This is a genomic window from Clostridium hominis, assembly GCF_014287825.1.
GTDB lineage: Bacteria > Bacillota > Clostridia > Clostridiales > Clostridiaceae > Clostridium > Clostridium hominis.
Genome location: NZ_JACOOO010000001.1, coordinates 25,000 through 41,279, shown reverse-complemented (window position 1 = coordinate 41,279; position 16,280 = coordinate 25,000). Strand labels below are relative to the sequence as shown.

The 16,280-nt window shown below is 28.3% G+C and carries 16 protein-coding genes; 2 read left to right on the top strand and 14 right to left on the bottom strand.

Annotated elements, in window-relative coordinates; all coding sequences use genetic code 11:
* Window positions 1-3 precede the first annotated feature (3 nt).
* The 7 genes from ruvB to H8S20_RS00180 all read right to left on the bottom strand — a co-directional run bounded on the left by ruvB (window position 4) and on the right by H8S20_RS00180 (window position 6,017).
* Window positions 4-1,041 carry a Holliday junction branch migration DNA helicase RuvB gene (gene ruvB, locus H8S20_RS00210; protein ID WP_032119114.1) on the bottom strand — a complete coding sequence of 346 codons (1,038 nt, stop codon included), beginning with the start codon at window positions 1,039-1,041 and terminating at the stop codon, window positions 4-6.
* Window positions 1,042-1,051: 10 nt separating this feature from the next.
* Window positions 1,052-1,657: a Holliday junction branch migration protein RuvA gene (gene ruvA / locus H8S20_RS00205; protein WP_032119115.1), complete on the bottom strand. Its 606-nt coding sequence runs from the start codon at window positions 1,655-1,657 to the stop codon at window positions 1,052-1,054.
* Between the two features lie 128 nt (window positions 1,658-1,785).
* Window positions 1,786-2,199 (bottom strand): hypothetical protein, encoded by a 414-nt coding sequence (locus H8S20_RS00200; RefSeq protein WP_186859007.1) that lies wholly within the window; start codon window positions 2,197-2,199, stop codon window positions 1,786-1,788.
* 130 nt (window positions 2,200-2,329) lie between these two features.
* A complete protein-coding gene (locus tag H8S20_RS00195) occupies window positions 2,330-2,944 on the bottom strand; it encodes a hypothetical protein (RefSeq protein WP_051986912.1) in 615 nt (204 codons plus the stop codon).
* A gap of 170 nt (window positions 2,945-3,114) precedes the next feature.
* Window positions 3,115-3,339, bottom strand: a complete 225-nt coding sequence (locus H8S20_RS00190; protein WP_032119117.1) for a hypothetical protein — start codon at window positions 3,337-3,339, stop codon at window positions 3,115-3,117.
* 190 nt (window positions 3,340-3,529) lie between these two features.
* Entirely contained in the window at window positions 3,530-5,011 is a 1,482-nt protein-coding gene (locus H8S20_RS00185; RefSeq protein WP_186859006.1) for a LysM peptidoglycan-binding domain-containing protein, read from the bottom strand.
* A gap of 205 nt (window positions 5,012-5,216) precedes the next feature.
* A complete protein-coding gene (locus H8S20_RS00180; RefSeq protein WP_186859005.1) occupies window positions 5,217-6,017 on the bottom strand; it encodes a GNAT family N-acetyltransferase in 801 nt (266 codons plus the stop codon).
* Between the two features lie 339 nt (window positions 6,018-6,356).
* Between H8S20_RS00180 and H8S20_RS00175 the strand changes: the two genes are divergently transcribed.
* Window positions 6,357-6,824 carry a hypothetical protein gene (locus H8S20_RS00175; protein ID WP_186859004.1) on the top strand — a complete coding sequence of 156 codons (468 nt, stop codon included), beginning with the start codon at window positions 6,357-6,359 and terminating at the stop codon, window positions 6,822-6,824.
* 378 nt (window positions 6,825-7,202) lie between these two features.
* On the opposite strand, the gene H8S20_RS00170 is transcribed toward H8S20_RS00175, so the two are convergent.
* From H8S20_RS00170 to H8S20_RS00140, 7 genes are all read right to left on the bottom strand, one after another.
* Window positions 7,203-7,616 (bottom strand): S-Ena type endospore appendage, encoded by a 414-nt coding sequence (locus H8S20_RS00170; RefSeq protein ID WP_032119120.1) that lies wholly within the window; start codon window positions 7,614-7,616, stop codon window positions 7,203-7,205.
* Window positions 7,617-7,882: 266 nt separating this feature from the next.
* Complete coding sequence (locus H8S20_RS00165; RefSeq protein ID WP_032119121.1) at window positions 7,883-8,620, bottom strand: YebC/PmpR family DNA-binding transcriptional regulator; 738 nt, start codon at window positions 8,618-8,620, stop codon at window positions 7,883-7,885.
* 87 nt (window positions 8,621-8,707) lie between these two features.
* Window positions 8,708-9,757 (bottom strand): D-alanyl-D-alanine carboxypeptidase family protein, encoded by a 1,050-nt coding sequence (locus H8S20_RS00160; protein ID WP_051986913.1) that lies wholly within the window; start codon window positions 9,755-9,757, stop codon window positions 8,708-8,710.
* Window positions 9,758-9,957: 200 nt separating this feature from the next.
* Window positions 9,958-10,605 (bottom strand): YigZ family protein, encoded by a 648-nt coding sequence (locus tag H8S20_RS00155; protein WP_032119122.1) that lies wholly within the window; start codon window positions 10,603-10,605, stop codon window positions 9,958-9,960.
* Window positions 10,593-12,005: an aminotransferase-like domain-containing protein gene (locus H8S20_RS00150; RefSeq protein WP_032119123.1), complete on the bottom strand. Its 1,413-nt coding sequence runs from the start codon at window positions 12,003-12,005 to the stop codon at window positions 10,593-10,595. Before H8S20_RS00150 ends, H8S20_RS00155 begins: the two co-directional genes overlap by 13 nt.
* 146 nt (window positions 12,006-12,151) lie before the next feature.
* On the bottom strand, window positions 12,152-13,945 hold the full coding sequence (gene hflX, locus H8S20_RS00145) for a GTPase HflX (protein ID WP_186859003.1): 1,794 nt from the start codon (window positions 13,943-13,945) through the stop codon (window positions 12,152-12,154).
* A gap of 295 nt (window positions 13,946-14,240) precedes the next feature.
* Window positions 14,241-15,353, bottom strand: a complete 1,113-nt coding sequence (locus tag H8S20_RS00140) for a LysM peptidoglycan-binding domain-containing protein (protein ID WP_186859002.1) — start codon at window positions 15,351-15,353, stop codon at window positions 14,241-14,243.
* Window positions 15,354-15,676: 323 nt separating this feature from the next.
* Between H8S20_RS00140 and hpt the strand changes: the two genes are divergently transcribed.
* Window positions 15,677-16,198 (top strand): hypoxanthine phosphoribosyltransferase, encoded by a 522-nt coding sequence (hpt, locus tag H8S20_RS00135; RefSeq protein WP_032119125.1) that lies wholly within the window; start codon window positions 15,677-15,679, stop codon window positions 16,196-16,198.
* Window positions 16,199-16,280 lie beyond the last annotated feature (82 nt).

The following is a 16,280-nucleotide window of genomic DNA, read 5'->3' as shown; positions in this document are numbered from 1 at the left end:
TTTTTACTCCTCACTATCGAAAAAACTCTTTTGATTTATATGTTTTTTCTTCTTTTTTGTCCTCCCTAGATGAGTATAAGCCGCATCTGTTGCAACCCTACCTCTAGCCGTTCTTACTATAAAGCCTTTTTGAAGAAGATATGGTTCATAAACATCTTCAACAGTTCCTAGCTCTTCTCCTATAAAGTAAGATAATGTTTCAATACCTACAGGCCCACCGTTAAAATTGTCAATAATAGCTTCTAATATTTTATTATCCACTCTATCAAATCCTTTAGAATCTACTTCTAAAAGTTCTAATGCTTCTTTTGCCTCTCTATAGCTTATTAAAGAATCTGAGTATACTTGAGCATAGTCTCTTACTCTTTTTAATAATCTATTCGCTATTCTTGGTGTTCCTCTAGACCTTCTAGCAATCTCAAAAGCTCCTTCTTCTGTGATATCACATCCTAATACAAAAGCCGATCTAACTATTATCTCTTTTAATTGCTCATCAGTATAATACTGCATATCACATAATACCCCAAATCTATCTCTTAAAGGCGAACTAAGCATTCCTATTCTTGTAGTTGCTCCTATTAAAGTAAATTGTGGTAAATCTAATCTTATAGACTTCGCTGCAGCACCTTTTCCGATAACAATATCTAAAGCGTAATCCTCCATTGCAGGATAAAGAATCTCTTCTACATTTCTATTTAACCTATGTATTTCATCTATAAATAAAACATCATTATCTTTTAATGTAGTTAAAATAGCTGCTAAATCTCCAGCTCTCTCTATAGCCGGTCCTGAAGTTATCTTTAAATCTCCTCCCATTTCTTTAGCTATAATATTAGCTAAAGTTGTTTTACCAAGCCCTGGAGGCCCATATAAAAGCACATGATCTAAAGCTTCACCTCTTGTTTTAGCCGCCTTAACAAATATATTTAATCTTTCTTTTACTTTATCTTGGCCTATATACTCATTTATTCTTTGAGGTCTTAAGCTCAATTCGCCATTTCCATCCTCTAGCATTTCTGCTGGTGTAATAATTCTCTCCATTATTTCACCTCTATCCCATTAATACTTTTAATGATTCCTTAATTATATTTTCAACAGTTTGTGTCTTATCTACTTTCTTAAGAGCAGTTTCCGCTTCTTTCTCTGAATATCCTAAAGCCAATAAGGCTCCTAAAGCCTCACCTACAACATTCGCATTGCTTGGTGCAATATCCTTAAATCCTTCTTGTATATCTACACCTTCTACTACATCATCAGTTTTGATTTTATCCTTAAGCTCTAAAATTATTCTTCCTGCAGTTTTCTTACCTATACCAGGAGCTCTACATAAATGCTTTTCATCTCCCATTAATATAGCATATCTTAAATTATTTATTCTACTTATTGATAATAAAGATAATGCGGCTTTTGCTCCTACACCATTTATTGAAAGTAATAATTTAAACATATCTAACTCTTCTCTTGTGGAGAATCCATATATACCAATAAAATCTTCTCTAACTATCTGTTCCAAATATAACATAACTTCTTCTGAAACCTTTGGCATTTCTGCCATAGTAGCTCCTGAAGTGAATACTCTATATCCAATTCCATTATTTTCAACAATTACATAATCTTTGTTTATACCAATATACTTCCCTTTTATATATTCATACATACAATTCCCCCCTTATTTTATCTTGAATTAATAAACATAACATTTCTACTTTAACATTATACAATATTTTTTTCAATAACAAAGTAAGGCTACCACATTTGTGATAGCCTTACTAAATATAGCTTATCTTAACTCCAAAATTCTCCATAAGGTTCCATTATATCAATAGCCTCAACATCATTGAATATGTTATCAATTGCATAATCATATATATTTAGCGTAATATCCTCGTTTAACAACTTTGATATTATCTCTTCCTTTTCTTCATCGAATACTATATTCTCTTGAAGTTTTTCTATAATATCATTTGTATTATATACTCTACATTCTCCTTCTATAACACCTAAGTTTTGACATACAGTATTGATAAATTGCTCACTACTATCCGTTAAATCATTTACTTCAGTTATTATAGTAGAATTTCTAACTTTTTTCATATAATAGAGATTAATATATGCTTTAGTCGTATCCAAGTCGTTAAATCCCTTTACATAACCATCAGGCATAACCAATAAGTATTGAAATTCTGGAATGATGCTCATATTGTAACCTCCTCTCCATCGTTTCTAATACTATTGTCCCCTTTTTTATCTTCTCTTATTCTCTCTATGTTTATGGCTACTTTTCCACCAATTTAATATAAATTTTCTTTATAATCTAAGTATAGAAAATCTAATTCATATAACCAGCCAATCTTTCCAAAGCTTCTTCCTTTGAATCATAATAATGCTTAAATGATTTAATTTCTTCCTCTGCTGAAACTGGTATAGTATTTACTTTTTTATAATCTCTAAAAACATCATTTTCCGCTTCTATAAACGCTCTACCATTCTCATCTGTTTTATAAATAGCAAAATATCCATCTTTTTCACCTAAATAATATTTATTAGCTACAAGAGCATTTTCACTATTTTCTTTTTTAAATACAATTTTATTATTATCTAATGCTTCAAGTTTATATCCTGAATCATCAAGAAAGTCTATTAAAAATTGTTGATTTACATCAACTTGAATATTATTTTCTTCTTTAAACGCCTTTAAGCTTTGTTCTTTATCAATACTATCTCCACTTATTAGAGCTATGGTAGTTGTATCTTCTAATACATCTGTAGAATTATAAACTGTTCTCTCTTCTATAGAATCATCATATTTAGGATTTGTTATCCAATCAGTTATTAAATAACTTAAACTAAAACACATTCCCATTAGAACAACTACACCAACACCAAAATATAATTTTTTCATTTTATCTTTTTTATTTTTTTCATTTTGAAAATTATCATTCATATTCCAACACTCCTTAACTGAAAATCCAAATCTCTGATTTGGTATCTTGAAGTTACTCCAATGAACACATGTGAATCGGAGACTCTTTATAAATAATAATTTCCATTTTTTCAATTTTTAATCATATTTTGATCAATTTTTAATATAAATAATAATTTCTCCTTTATTTTTTACCATTCTATAGTCAAAATATCATATTCATCTTTTCTTAAAGAAACCTTATAACCCTCAATAATCAACCAATTTATTAATCTTTTTTTAACCTCTTCATTGTCTTTATCAATAACTAAAATTGCTGTTATTTTATTTAGCTCCATATCTTTTGCAGCATTAATATTTTCAACTATCTTATTTTTATGCTTTTCAAATTTTTCTAAAAACTCATATTCTCCCATAATTCATCCTCCTAAAGAAATTTCTCTACGTAATATTTATAGTATTAAAATTCATAAAATATTATAATAATTATAACTTTAATTATTATTTAAGTTCTTAATTAGAGAATGGTAAACATTACACTTATACCATTCTCCTTATTTTTAAATTCATATTTTTTTACAAACTAATTTTATAAATTAATAAAAACTATACTCTTAAGGTTTGTCCCGGATAAATTAAATTTGCATTTTTTAAATCATTTAAATTAACTATATTTTCTACAGTAGTGTTATATCTTGATGCAATTCCACTTACTGTATCTCCAACTTTCACTACTACTACTCCTATAAATATCTTAGAATTTCCTTTACTTATTATTAACTTTTGACCAGGATAAATTAAATTTGGATTACTTATATCATTTAAACCAGCCAGCGTACTTACTGTCGTTCCAAACTTCTCTGCAATTTCACTCAATGTATCTCCAGCCTTAACTGTATAAGTTGTATTTTCACTAGATTGCTGCTTAGCTATACCTGAAGATTCTATTTTTAATACCTCTCCTGGATAAATTAGATTTGGATTGCTTATACCATTTATCCTTACTAAATATTGAACTGTTGTTCCAAACTTGCTTGCTATTTCACTTAAAGTATCTCCAGACTGTACAATATAAGTTGATAAATGTTGATTAGATGCTGATCCACTTCTAACCGAAGTACTTGTTGGTATTTTTAAAACTTCTCCTGGATAAATTAAATTTGGATTTGTAATGTTATTTAACTGAACTAATTTGCTTACTGTTGTACCAAATCTTAATGCAATAGTACTTAACGTATCTCCAGAAACTACTACATAAGTTTTACTAAATGAAGTACTTCTATTGGATATTTTTTTATTTGTATATATTTTTAATGTTTCCCCTACATAAATCAAATTAGGATTAGCTATATTATTTATTGAAACTAAACTAGCTACTGTTGTCCCAAATCTTGCTGCAATACTACTTAAAGTATCACCAGCTTGAACTATATAATATTTAACTCCACTTTGATTAGATTCTTCTTTCCTACTTCCAGAAATTTCAGCATCATCACTCAATAAAATACCATCATTAAATAAATCCAGATCAACATTTGTATTTATTCCAGATATATTTCCACTATCAGAATATTGCCATCCAGCATAACTACTACCCCATATAGAATTAATTTCTGGTTCACTACTTCCATATTCAGCTATCCATAATGGATAATTTTCAAGCCCAAATCCAGTAGTAATATTATTATTCGCAAAACTTGCATAGGTGTATATAGCCACACCTAATCCTGTACTCTTTTCAACTTCTTTTAAAAATTCTACTGCAATGCTCGATAATTCACTTGATCCATATCCACTAGCCTCTTCTAAATCCAAAACTAATCTACATTCAGAAGATAAACCACTTATTGCATCAGCAAAATATTGTGCTTGTTCTAATACAGGTATTGAAGGATTAAAAAAGTGATAGAAACCCACTAATAGTCCATTCTCTCTAGCTCCATCATAAAATTCTTGGAGATAAGGATCTGTATAATAATTTCCCTCAGTTGCTTTTATATATACTATTTGTATCCCACTATTTTTCACTTCCGAAAATGTTATACTTCCTTGCCAATTACTGATATCTATACCTCTATAATTTGCCAATTCCCTTTTCCTCCTTTGTATATTAATCATTAGCTATAGTTATCTACTATATATTATGCGACTCACTCATAAACTGTACATATTGCATAAGTTGCTTTATGTAGTATTGTTTAAATAAAAAGATGATTTATGTTATAACATAAATCATCTTTTTATCATTAAAATCCAATAATCTTTTGGTTTACCACCTAAAACAAATAATGTTTTATTTTTTTATTAACATACACCATTTATCTATATCTTCAAACCCTAATCTATAATATATCTTTCCTGCTTCTTCATTATCAAAGAATAAGCAGGCTGATTTTCCTTCATCTATTAATCTCTTTGTTAAAGCCGATACTATTTTACTTGCTAATCCTTTATTTCTATGCTCTGGGATGGTAAAAACCCCTCCTATCATAGCGTTAACGCTAGTTGTGGCAGTTGTATTTCCATGAGCAATAATTTCATTATTTTCTTTAATAAAAATATGTATTCCTTCTTTAGATACTATTCTATTATTAATTTGATTGTAACGTTCATTTATATCGTTAGAATACATACCTTCAAATTCTTTTATATTTCCATATGCCTTAGCAATATCCATAGAATCATATGATGTTGCTATTTCTATATTTTCTTCACTCACTTTTTCTAATTTACTTTCATCTCTAAGCTCACAGAAAAACATTTCTCTTTTATTATAACTCTTATCTATTGATTCATATATTTTATTTACAACTGATAACTTTCCACTAATTACTTTAGCCTCTTTTTCTATAAGTAATTCCACAACTTCATTAAAATTCATATCTAAATTTCTGCTATAAACTATAAAATTAGTATGATACCTTAATACTATACCTGTGATAATTTCTTCTTTGTATTGTATCCAAACATCTTGAAAATCCTTATCAAATCCAAAATTCTCAATATCGCCTATTATAAATAAGTTTATATTAGGTTCTTCTAAACAATAATCTAATACTTCTCTTTTATTTTTTTCATTCGCTAATCTTAACATTTTAAACTCCTATTTTTTAAATCAAAGTTATGGACATTTATTTGAAAGATACAAACAAACTTTATTTCCATTTACTTGTAGTTCTAATATATCATATGTACTAATTTCGTCAACACCCTAAGTAGATCTTTTATACCACTTTCTTGATAATTTCTATTCAGTATTTTTTCTTAATCTCCCTTTTTTTCAGTTCTTTTATCTGCATAAGATATTAATAATAATTTAGTCAAAATAGATACATAATTATTAACTAAATAGCGACTTATTGAATAATCTAATATATGGGGACTATGCCTTAATATTTTTAATTATATATCTAAAAAAGTAGGTGTTTTACAAATGATTAATATACTCCCAGAAATTATTTCGAATATAAGAATGGGAAATTACAGATACATTGGTTCAGGCTCTGCACGAAACGTTTTTGATTTAGAAAATGGTTATGTAGTAAAAATAGCAAAAAATCAAGCAGGGATTGCACAAAACAGAACTGAGTATCAAATTTCATTTTATGATAATTCTGATTTATTTGCGAGAGTTATACAAGTTTCAGATGATTTTATTTTTCTAATAATGGAGAAGGCCAAAAAAATAAATAATTTTTCATATATTTGTAGATATTTTAATATTAGAAATAATAGAGAGCTTGCTAATTTATCAAAATTACAAAATATTCAAAAAAAATATAATCTATTATGGAGTGATTTATTTAGAAGCAGTAGTTGGGGCATACTTGATGGAAAACCTGTAATTATTGATTATGGCTATACTAAGGCAGTATCAGAAAGATATTATTTTGCCTTTTAAAATTCAATATACTGTCAAAACTCACCCCTTATATATGTATAATATTCTTATACTTCTATACTAAATAAAAGCAAAACTTTGAAATACCTCCTTATTAAATAAACATTTTTAATAAGGAGGTATTAACGTACATCATAACTATTGATACCACAGCCCCCCCTAGTGATATAGTAACTATAAATACTTCATCTTCAGCAAATTAAAAACATCCATGAACTTTGTATAATTGTAGCTGTGTTAAGTGTGCTTAGTAGATTCTTAGCACTTATTATTTACTATGATATACAAAACAAAAATTAAACTCCTGTCTATTATCTTAATATGAAAGGCAGAGATTAAATCTCTGCCCAGAATAATATTAGATTCTATACAGATTTATTAACCTTCAAATGACCTTACTTGTAAATCAAAGCAAAGTTTTACTCTTGCTAAAGCACCTTGTCCAATTGATTGAACTCTTACTGAAGCTAGATTAGCTGCAGTAATTGCAGCCTCTTGGTTTGGTCCTACAACTATATTTGTACTGTTTACTGTAAAGTTAATAGAAGTATTTGATGATAAATTTTTTACTTTTACTGTCCCACGTGTAATATTACTATCAATTGATTGATAAACTATTACAACATTATTTCTAGCTATTGTTTGCAAACTAAATTGTTCCTTAACAAAATCATCACAACAAATACTTTTTATATCACATATTTTATCTCTATTATCATGATCATCTTCATTATTACAATAATCTGAATCCTGATAATATCCATAACCATTTCTTCTCATATTTTCTCCCATATTAAAACACCTCCCTGTATATTTTGAACATTCTCTTTGTCCTAATATATAATATTACATAACTATCATTTTGGTTCATAAAAATCAGATTATTTTGTAATTTAATTTTTGTTAATAAATCATTATTCTTGATAATAAAAAAATACCGTCATATCAATATTAAAATTGATATGACGGTATTTATACATAATAAAATCTTACTTAAAAATACGAATATAATAATCAATTAAATTACTTATCTATATTACCTAAAGACTTATTTTATATTATTCATCCCATCCTTCTGGGAACTCTGCATTATGGTAAACCTCTTGAACATCATCTGAATCATCAAGTAAGTTTAATATCTTTTGCATCTTCTTAGCAGCCTCTTCATCAATAGCAGTGTATGTGTCCGGAATCATTTTAACAGCCGCTTCTAAGAATTCTAATCCATCTGCTTCTAAAGCTTCTCTAACAGTACCAAAATCATCTGGAGATGTTGTTATTACAAATACTTCATCTTCTGCTTCAAAATCTTCTGCACCAGCATCTAGAGCCATCATCATTATTTCTTCTTCGTCTAAATCTGCTCTTTCGATTACTATTTCACCTTTTTCTTGGAACATAAAGTTTACGCATCCTGTTGTACCCATAGTACCGCCACCTTTTGAGAATGCAGCTCTTACGTCACCTGCTGATCTATTTCTGTTATCTGTTAATGTTTCAATTATAACAGCTACTCCTGATGGTCCGTATCCTTCATAAACTATTCTTTCATAATCAACTGAAGCTAATTCTCCTGAAGCTTTCTTTATTGATCTATTTATTGTATCATTAGGCATATTTGCAGCCTTTGCTTTTGCTATTGCATCTCTTAATTTAGGGTTGTTCTCAGGAACTGGACCTCCATTTTTTACTGCAAGCACTATTTCTTTACCTACCTTAGTAAATATCTTTCCTCTTTGCGCATCAGCTTTACCTTTTTTATTTTGTATATTATGCCACTTTGAATGTCCTGACATCTTTCTTCCTCCTAAATTAAAATAATTTGTTCTTTACTTAAATATCCATAAACAGTATATCATAGTGAATTTTTTTTTTCAATTCACTTAATATTCACCATAATATTCTTCTAATGTAAGCCCACTATTATATAATTCTGTAGCTAAATCTACTCCAACATATCTTATATGCCATGGTTCATAGTAATATCCAGTAATATCTTCTTTCCCATCTAAATATCTAACTATAAATCCATATTTATGAGCATTAGCTTTAACCCATTGCCCTTCAGTACTATATCCAAACTCAGTAGTTAATGATGATCCATAATAAGATGAATTAACATCCATAGCTAAACCTAGTTGGTGTTCACTGGCTCCAGGTGGTGCTGAGTATCCTGAATAAGGATTATAAATACTAGCTTGATAATCATAAGACCTATATCCTGATACAGCATAAAGATACACTCCATCATTCTCTGCCCCTAAAAACAAATCTTCTAGTGCTGTTGCTGCTTCCGGTACCATCATAATTCTACTTGAACTTACTATGGATCTCACATTTGGAACTACTAAATTCCCTGGCTCATAATCACTAGATAAATTTCTTGATTTATTCACACAAACTGTTAAACTTGTAGGCTCAAATATCCCTTCAGCTATAACTTTATCTGAAGCTTCATCTATAACTTCTTCATTAATTAACTCTCTTTTTACTTCAACTCCATTTTCATAAGTAACTTTATAAGTACTATTTTTCTTCCCTACTTCACCTTCACTTAATATTCTATTTTCTCCTAAAGGTATTTTATAGTCCTTTACCTTCTTTTCTTCAAAGTTAATATTCTCTTCTACAACTTCATCTTTAAAAGTTACCCTTGTAATTACTATGTTATCTTTGTCATTTATACTTTCTGAACTACTCTTAGATAACTTATCATTTTCACCATATGTTATACCTAACTCATTTAATACTTCACCTATGGTATCCTTATTGGTCTTATGTATTATTTCTTTTCCATCTACTACTACAGTTACTTTTTTAATCGATAAGCTCCTTATTGCTAATACAGCAATTATCATTACTGTACATACTGTAATTATGTATATATATTTCTTTTTTAACTTCTTTTTCAAGTCTACACTTCCACTATTCATATTCTCTTATAGTTCCCCCTTAATAAATAATTATAAAATTAAAGTCATTCTACACTTAATATTAACTTGTCTATAATTTTTTATCATAAAACTAATTGTCAATTTTTAAGCCATGTACTATTATATAGGAACATTTTCAAATAATAGTTACAAATGTGTTACATAATTATTAATCGCCAACCAAAAGTTAACTCATATAACTAAATCATCTTGTACAGTCTATTATCTTCTTTAAAATAAATATCTATACCACTTTTATTAATCACTATTTTACCATTAGTAGCTTCAATAGATGATTTTTCTATTTCATTTGCAGTATCTAACTCAGCTAATATATGAACAACTACTTTATCAGTATATTCTGTATCTTCAATATGCCAATTATTTTGTCCGCACATATATTGTATTTTACCAATCATATCATAATCCATTTCTAAAGATATGTTAACACCTTCAACTTTTTCAACAACACCACCTGCTTTTAATGATATAGATGCTCCTTTTGTATAAGCTCTAGTTAAGCCTCCAGCCCCAAGCATTATACCACCAAAATATCTAGTAACAACTATTGCACAATCTGTAACATTACTTTTTTTCATAACTTCTAAAATCGGAATTCCTGCTGTCCCCTGTGGCTCTCCGTCATCACTATACCTTTGAATTCCCATGTTTTTCCCCACTACATATGCCCAACAGTTATGAGTAGCTTGTTTATGTTTATTTTTAATCTCCGTAACAAAAGCCTTTGCTTCTTCTTCACTTTCACATCTTTTAGCATATCCTATAAATTGAGATTTCTTTTCTATAAACTCATCTTCCCCATATTGTCTTATCGTTATATACGCCATTTATTAATTACCTCCTTAATAACATAGATTCCTTCTTTAATCTTATTTTCATTTGTTTGAGAAAAACATAACCTAAAAGAATCTACTCCCCCATCTATGTCTTTATAAAAAACTATTCCTGGGGTAATAAAAATTTTCTTATCTTTTAATCTATAAAACAATTCTTTAGAGCTTATATTTTTGTCTTTTAATTTAAGATAAAAATATAATCCACCTCTTGGCTCCTTCATTTCTATATAATCTGAAAGTTGATCTTTAATTAAATTTCTCATCATATTATATCGTTTTTTATATTCCTTTTTCAATATCTCAATATGACCTTTAAAGTACCCTTCTCTTATATACAATTCTAAGGCTCTTTGCATAAGTGTGGATGTAGCTATATCTGTATTTATTTTTGAGCTTTGCATAACTTCTTTAAACCCATCTGGATAAATCATATATCCCAATCTAATTCCCGGTAAAAATATCTTCGAGAAACTTTTTATGTAAAAAACTCTATTTCCTTTATCTAAAACCTTAAAAGGCTCATGATTAAGGTTTTCATCATAAATTAGCTCTGAAAGATAATCATCTTCAATTATATAAAAATCATATTTTTCTGCAAGCTCTAAAATTTTTAATTTACATTCCTTACTATAACTTGCTCCAGTAGGATTATGAAAATAACTCATTGCATAAAAACACTTTATTTTATTTTTCTTTAAAATATTTTCAAATAATTTTATATCTATACCATCATCATTAATTGGAACTTCAAATATATTGGCTCTTCTCCACTTAAATACCGATAATGCTCCACCATATGTAGGCTTTTCAACCATTACATTATCATTAATATTAACTATAGCTTTAGCTGCTATATCTATCCCCTGTTGTGCTCCTGATAAAATCAATATTTCTTCTTCATCAAACCTCTTATTCCAAAATGCATTATTTATAGTTTCTCTTAATTCTCCATATCCTAAGGTTTCTTGTATCAACAAAGCTTCCGCGCCATCTCTATCAAGCACTCTATTCAAAACTTCTTTAAATTCTTTTATAGGGAAGTATAAATCACTTAAACTTTCCCCAGTAAAATCAATTATATCTCCATGATTTTTATTTATTATATTTTTAATTTCTTTACTATACTCATTTTTAAATTTCTGCATAACTTCTCTTCTTTTAGCAAATGTACCTGACCCCATCTTTTGATATGCGTACCCTTCACTTTGAAGCTTTTTATAACAGTTAACAATAGTAACATTATTTACATTTAAAAATTCAGCTAGCTTTCTTATTGGTGGCAATTTTTCGCCATCATTTATACACTTAGAATTTATCAAATTTTTTATATGGTTTGCTATTTGAATATATTTAGGCTCCTCTTCATTTAATTCAAAAATATATTTTTCCATAACTACTCCTTAATATCACAAAAGATAATAATTGTATCAATACGTTTCCTCATAAATTATATACCATACTCAATACCTATATAAAGTATAAAAAAATATAGCTTTTAGATAGTGTATACCCTATCTAAAAGCTATAAATAAAATTCTTAAATTTCTTTAATAATAAATTCCTTTGTTTTATTATAAGTTTCGTCATCAACTTCAGCTAATATAAAAGTACCATTTTCTCTATAATCTTCTTCTAAGACTCTACCATTCCTATGTAAAAATGAATTCATATCACTTCTATCATAAGGAATGATATATTCACACTTCTTCATAGTGTAAGGTAAATTTTCTTCAATTATGCTTAATAATTCTTCTAAATTTTCTCCAGTTCTTGCTGAAATTTTTATTTTCTCATATTTTGATGTTGCTTCTTCTACAGATAAAATCTGTTCCTCTGTAGCTTTATCTATCTTATTTAATACTAATAATGTTTTCTTATCTAATGCACCTAGTTCTGCTAATACTTCTTCTACAGCTGCTATTTGCTCTAAAGCATAATTAGATGAAGCATCTACAACATGACATAAAAGATCTGAATATATTACTTCCTCTAATGTTGATTTAAATGCTTCAACTAAGTCATGTGGCAATTTTCTTACAAAACCTACCGTATCAGTTAAAGTAATTACTCCTTTATTTTTTAACACTATAGCTCTTGTAGTTATATCTAATGTTGCAAAAAGCATATCTGCTTCAAAAACTTTTTCTTTTCCTTGAACATCTTTTTGTGCTGCTACATCACAAAGGTGATTTCTTAAGGTAGATTTACCTGCATTAGTATATCCAACTAAAGACACCTTAGGTATACTTTCTTTATTTCTTTTTTCTCTTTGAGTTTCTCTTATTTTTTTAATTTTCTTTAACTCATCATTTAAATCATATATTTCCTCTTTAATATGTCTTCTGTCTGTCTCAAGCTTCTTTTCTCCAGGACCTCTAGTTCCTATTCCTCCACCAGTTCTTGACATGATAGTTCCAAGGCCTTGAAGTCTACTCATTCTATATTTTAACTGCGCTAATTCAACTTGAATTTTAGCTTCTCTACTCTTAGCTCTTCTAGCGAATATTTCAAGAATTAAAGTTGTTCTATCAATAACCTTAGCTCCTATTGCTGCTTCTAAATTTCTAACTTGTGATCCTGATAGTTCATCATCAAAAATCACTACATTAGCTCTTAATTTTTGTCTAAGCTGTGCAATCTCAAGAACCTTACCTCTTCCAATATAAAAAGCTGAATCTATTTTACTTCTGCTCTGATACACACTTTCTAATACAGGAATATCACAAGCCTTTGTTAATTCCCTTAGCTCCTCTAAACTTTCTCTTGTGTCAGAACCTACTAAAATAGCTTTTTCCCCTTCATCTTCAACTATATCTTTTTCCTTTATAAGAGATTCTATATAAGATATCTTATTTAAAATATGTATTTTTGATATATCTTCTAACGATATATTTTGTAACTCTTCATAATCAAGCTTATCATCAAATACAGTTAATAATCCCAAAGAACAATCTAAAATCTTATCTTCATAAATTCCAATTGCTACTATAGCATCTAGCTTTAATTTTGAAAGTGCACTTATATCCAATGCAGATAAGTTACTCATACCATTTGGATGAGTGTGTATGATTCTTACTCCTGCAAGTCTTTTCTCTCTTATATCTAAAGTTTCTATTTCAACGGAAGTAGAATCTCCAATTGCTATAGACCTAATATTTCCTCTTCTATCTATAGCTACGCTTATTTCCCTTTCTATAAATGATGAAACCCTAGAGATAGTTTGTATAATCTCTAAAGAACAAACTTCATCTTTAGGACATTTAGCTTTATAAAGTCTTTCTAATTCTTCTATTGCTGACTTTTTAACTCCATCTATATTTCCATATATCATATAATCACCTCGTAACTAATATTTTAGCCCTTAAAATTAATATACTCACTTTATTATATTTATATTAATTTTCTAATTTGAGATAGTTTTATTTTTAAATCTTTTTATCTACACACCCAAATCTTTCATTAATTGTATACTATTCCTGATTAAAAGTAAATAAATCCATATAGATGATAAAAAGCATATTTTCAAAAAATAATCCAATTATAAATCAATACTTATCAACTTACAATTGGATATAACTTTTTAATATTCTCTTTTAATAAAAACCCATAATGAATAATATAAACACTTATTTAATTCTTAATACTTGCCCTACATATATTAAATTTATATTAGATATTTTATTTAGACTTGCTATAGCAGCAGTTGTTGTTCCAAATTTTGAAGCTATTGCACTTAAAGTATCGCCACTTACTACTGTATAGTATATTTTTTGTGTCTGCTGAGTTGTTGTACTTGATATTGATGGAATTCTTAAAACCTGCCCAACATATATTAAGTTTATATTACTTATTCCATTCAAATCTGCTAAATCAGATATACTCACGCCATACTTAACTGCAATTTCACTTAAAGTATCACCTGCTACTACTGTGTAGCTTTTAAAATTTCCACCGGTAACACTTGTAGTATTATTAGAGGATGATGGTATCTTTAAAACCTGCCCTACATATATCAAATTAGGATTGGTAATTCCATTTAAACTTGCTAAAGTTGATGTACCAATACCATATTTAGCTGCAATTTCACTTAATGTATCACCATATACTACAGTGTAAGTATTCTCTGTACTTGACCTATCTATAGAAGGGTTGGTTACCACATTTCCATTTAAATATACATTTTCATTAAATAAATTAGTATCAACATTCACTGATCCTATATAATTAGCACTTGAGTATTGTTGTCCTGCAAATTTAGCAAATCCATGGTTGCTTGGCGCTGCATAGTAATTTCCATCGTTTGTTCCATAATAAGCTAACCATAAAGTTCTCTTTGCTATTTCACTATTCAAACTTAATTGTTTAGCATATGAATAATTACAATATACCATACACTCAACTCCTAAAGCACTTTCTACATAACTTATAAAATCTAATATCTGTCCATAAGAATAAGCTGTTTCTATATCAATCGTTGGTTTAACTTTCATATTGCTTAAATATGGCTTAATTTTACTTACAAAATATTGTGCTTCTGCAGTTCCATTATTTCTAAAAAAATGATAAAATCCAATTTTCATATTACTACTTAAAGCTGCATTCACTTGACTATACAAGAGAGGATTTTTATAATTGGTAGATTCTGTGGCTTTTATTATACAAACATCAAACCCCATACTATTTGCCGTACTAAAGTTTAATCCAGCTTGGTAGTTACTTATATCTATACCTTTTATCAACTCAATACGCCCCCTTTAACAGTTATTAAAATCTTTCTTATCCTTTATAATATATCTAGTTTTTTTAGTTTCTTAAAGTTTACAAAACTGCTGAAGCTATATTGTATTATATTCTCCATATTACTTTACTTGTGCTAGTATTTTAGAGTTGCAAAAAATTTAATTTATGCTAATATTTAAAATATATATACAATATAAAATAAGCAAATTATAGTTTAAAGCATACTCTAAACATACATTAAAAGTAATTCTATCATATTCTTATTTGTATATTATATTATTACATAAGTGATTTTAAGGAATATAGTACTGGAGGGTTTACAATGGAAGATAAGAAGCGTAATATTCTTTTTTCTGAAGAGCAAATTAAAACTAGAGTTAAAGAATTAGGAGAACAAATTTCTAAGGATTACGAAGGTGAGGAACTTTATGTACTTCCTTTATTAAGAGGAAGTTTTGTATTTGGAGCTGATATATTTAAATCTATTGATGTGAAAGCTAAAGTAGGATTTATGACTACTTCTAGTTATGGACACGGAGAAGTTAGCACTGGAAATGTTAAAGTAGTAAATGATATTCCAGATAATATAGAAGGATTAAATGTTCTTATAGTTGACGATATTGTCGACACTGGCTATACAATGTCATTTGCAGTTGATCACGTAAAAAAATTAGGTGCAAAATCAGTTAAAACATGTGTATTACTAGATAAACCATCTAGAAGAAAAGTTGAAATAACACCTGACTACTGTTGTTTTGAAATCGAAGACTTATTTGTAGTAGGCTACGGATTAGATTACCATGGATTCTACAGAAATGTTCCTTACGTATTTAATTGGGAATAAATCATATTTATAGAATTGCGAAGCAATTCATTTAGTGGACAATTATAAATTAATGATGAAACTGCTACGGCAGTTTCTTTTT

Excerpts from the sequence above, each read along its gene's own strand:
- H8S20_RS00155 (WP_032119122.1), bottom strand. The coding sequence starts at position 10,605 with ATGGCGTATATAACGATAAGACAATATGGGGAAGATGAGTTTATAGAA.
- H8S20_RS00175 (WP_186859004.1), top strand. The coding sequence starts at position 6,357 with ATGATTAATATACTCCCAGAAATTATTTCGAATATAAGAATGGGAAAT.
- hpt (WP_032119125.1), top strand. The coding sequence starts at position 15,677 with ATGGAAGATAAGAAGCGTAATATTCTTTTTTCTGAAGAGCAAATTAAA.
- H8S20_RS00160 (WP_051986913.1), bottom strand. The coding sequence starts at position 9,757 with ATGAATAGTGGAAGTGTAGACTTGAAAAAGAAGTTAAAAAAGAAATAT.
- H8S20_RS00150 (WP_032119123.1), bottom strand. The coding sequence starts at position 12,005 with ATGGAAAAATATATTTTTGAATTAAATGAAGAGGAGCCTAAATATATT.
- H8S20_RS00170 (WP_032119120.1), bottom strand. The coding sequence starts at position 7,616 with ATGGGAGAAAATATGAGAAGAAATGGTTATGGATATTATCAGGATTCA.
- ruvB (WP_032119114.1), bottom strand. The coding sequence starts at position 1,041 with ATGGAGAGAATTATTACACCAGCAGAAATGCTAGAGGATGGAAATGGC.
- hflX (WP_186859003.1), bottom strand. The coding sequence starts at position 13,945 with ATGATATATGGAAATATAGATGGAGTTAAAAAGTCAGCAATAGAAGAA.
- ruvA (WP_032119115.1), bottom strand. The coding sequence starts at position 1,657 with ATGTATGAATATATAAAAGGGAAGTATATTGGTATAAACAAAGATTAT.
- H8S20_RS00200 (WP_186859007.1), bottom strand. The coding sequence starts at position 2,199 with ATGAGCATCATTCCAGAATTTCAATACTTATTGGTTATGCCTGATGGT.
- H8S20_RS00165 (WP_032119121.1), bottom strand. The coding sequence starts at position 8,620 with ATGTCAGGACATTCAAAGTGGCATAATATACAAAATAAAAAAGGTAAA.
- H8S20_RS00180 (WP_186859005.1), bottom strand. The coding sequence starts at position 6,017 with ATGTTAAGATTAGCGAATGAAAAAAATAAAAGAGAAGTATTAGATTAT.
- H8S20_RS00195 (WP_051986912.1), bottom strand. The coding sequence starts at position 2,944 with ATGAATGATAATTTTCAAAATGAAAAAAATAAAAAAGATAAAATGAAA.
- H8S20_RS00190 (WP_032119117.1), bottom strand. The coding sequence starts at position 3,339 with ATGGGAGAATATGAGTTTTTAGAAAAATTTGAAAAGCATAAAAATAAG.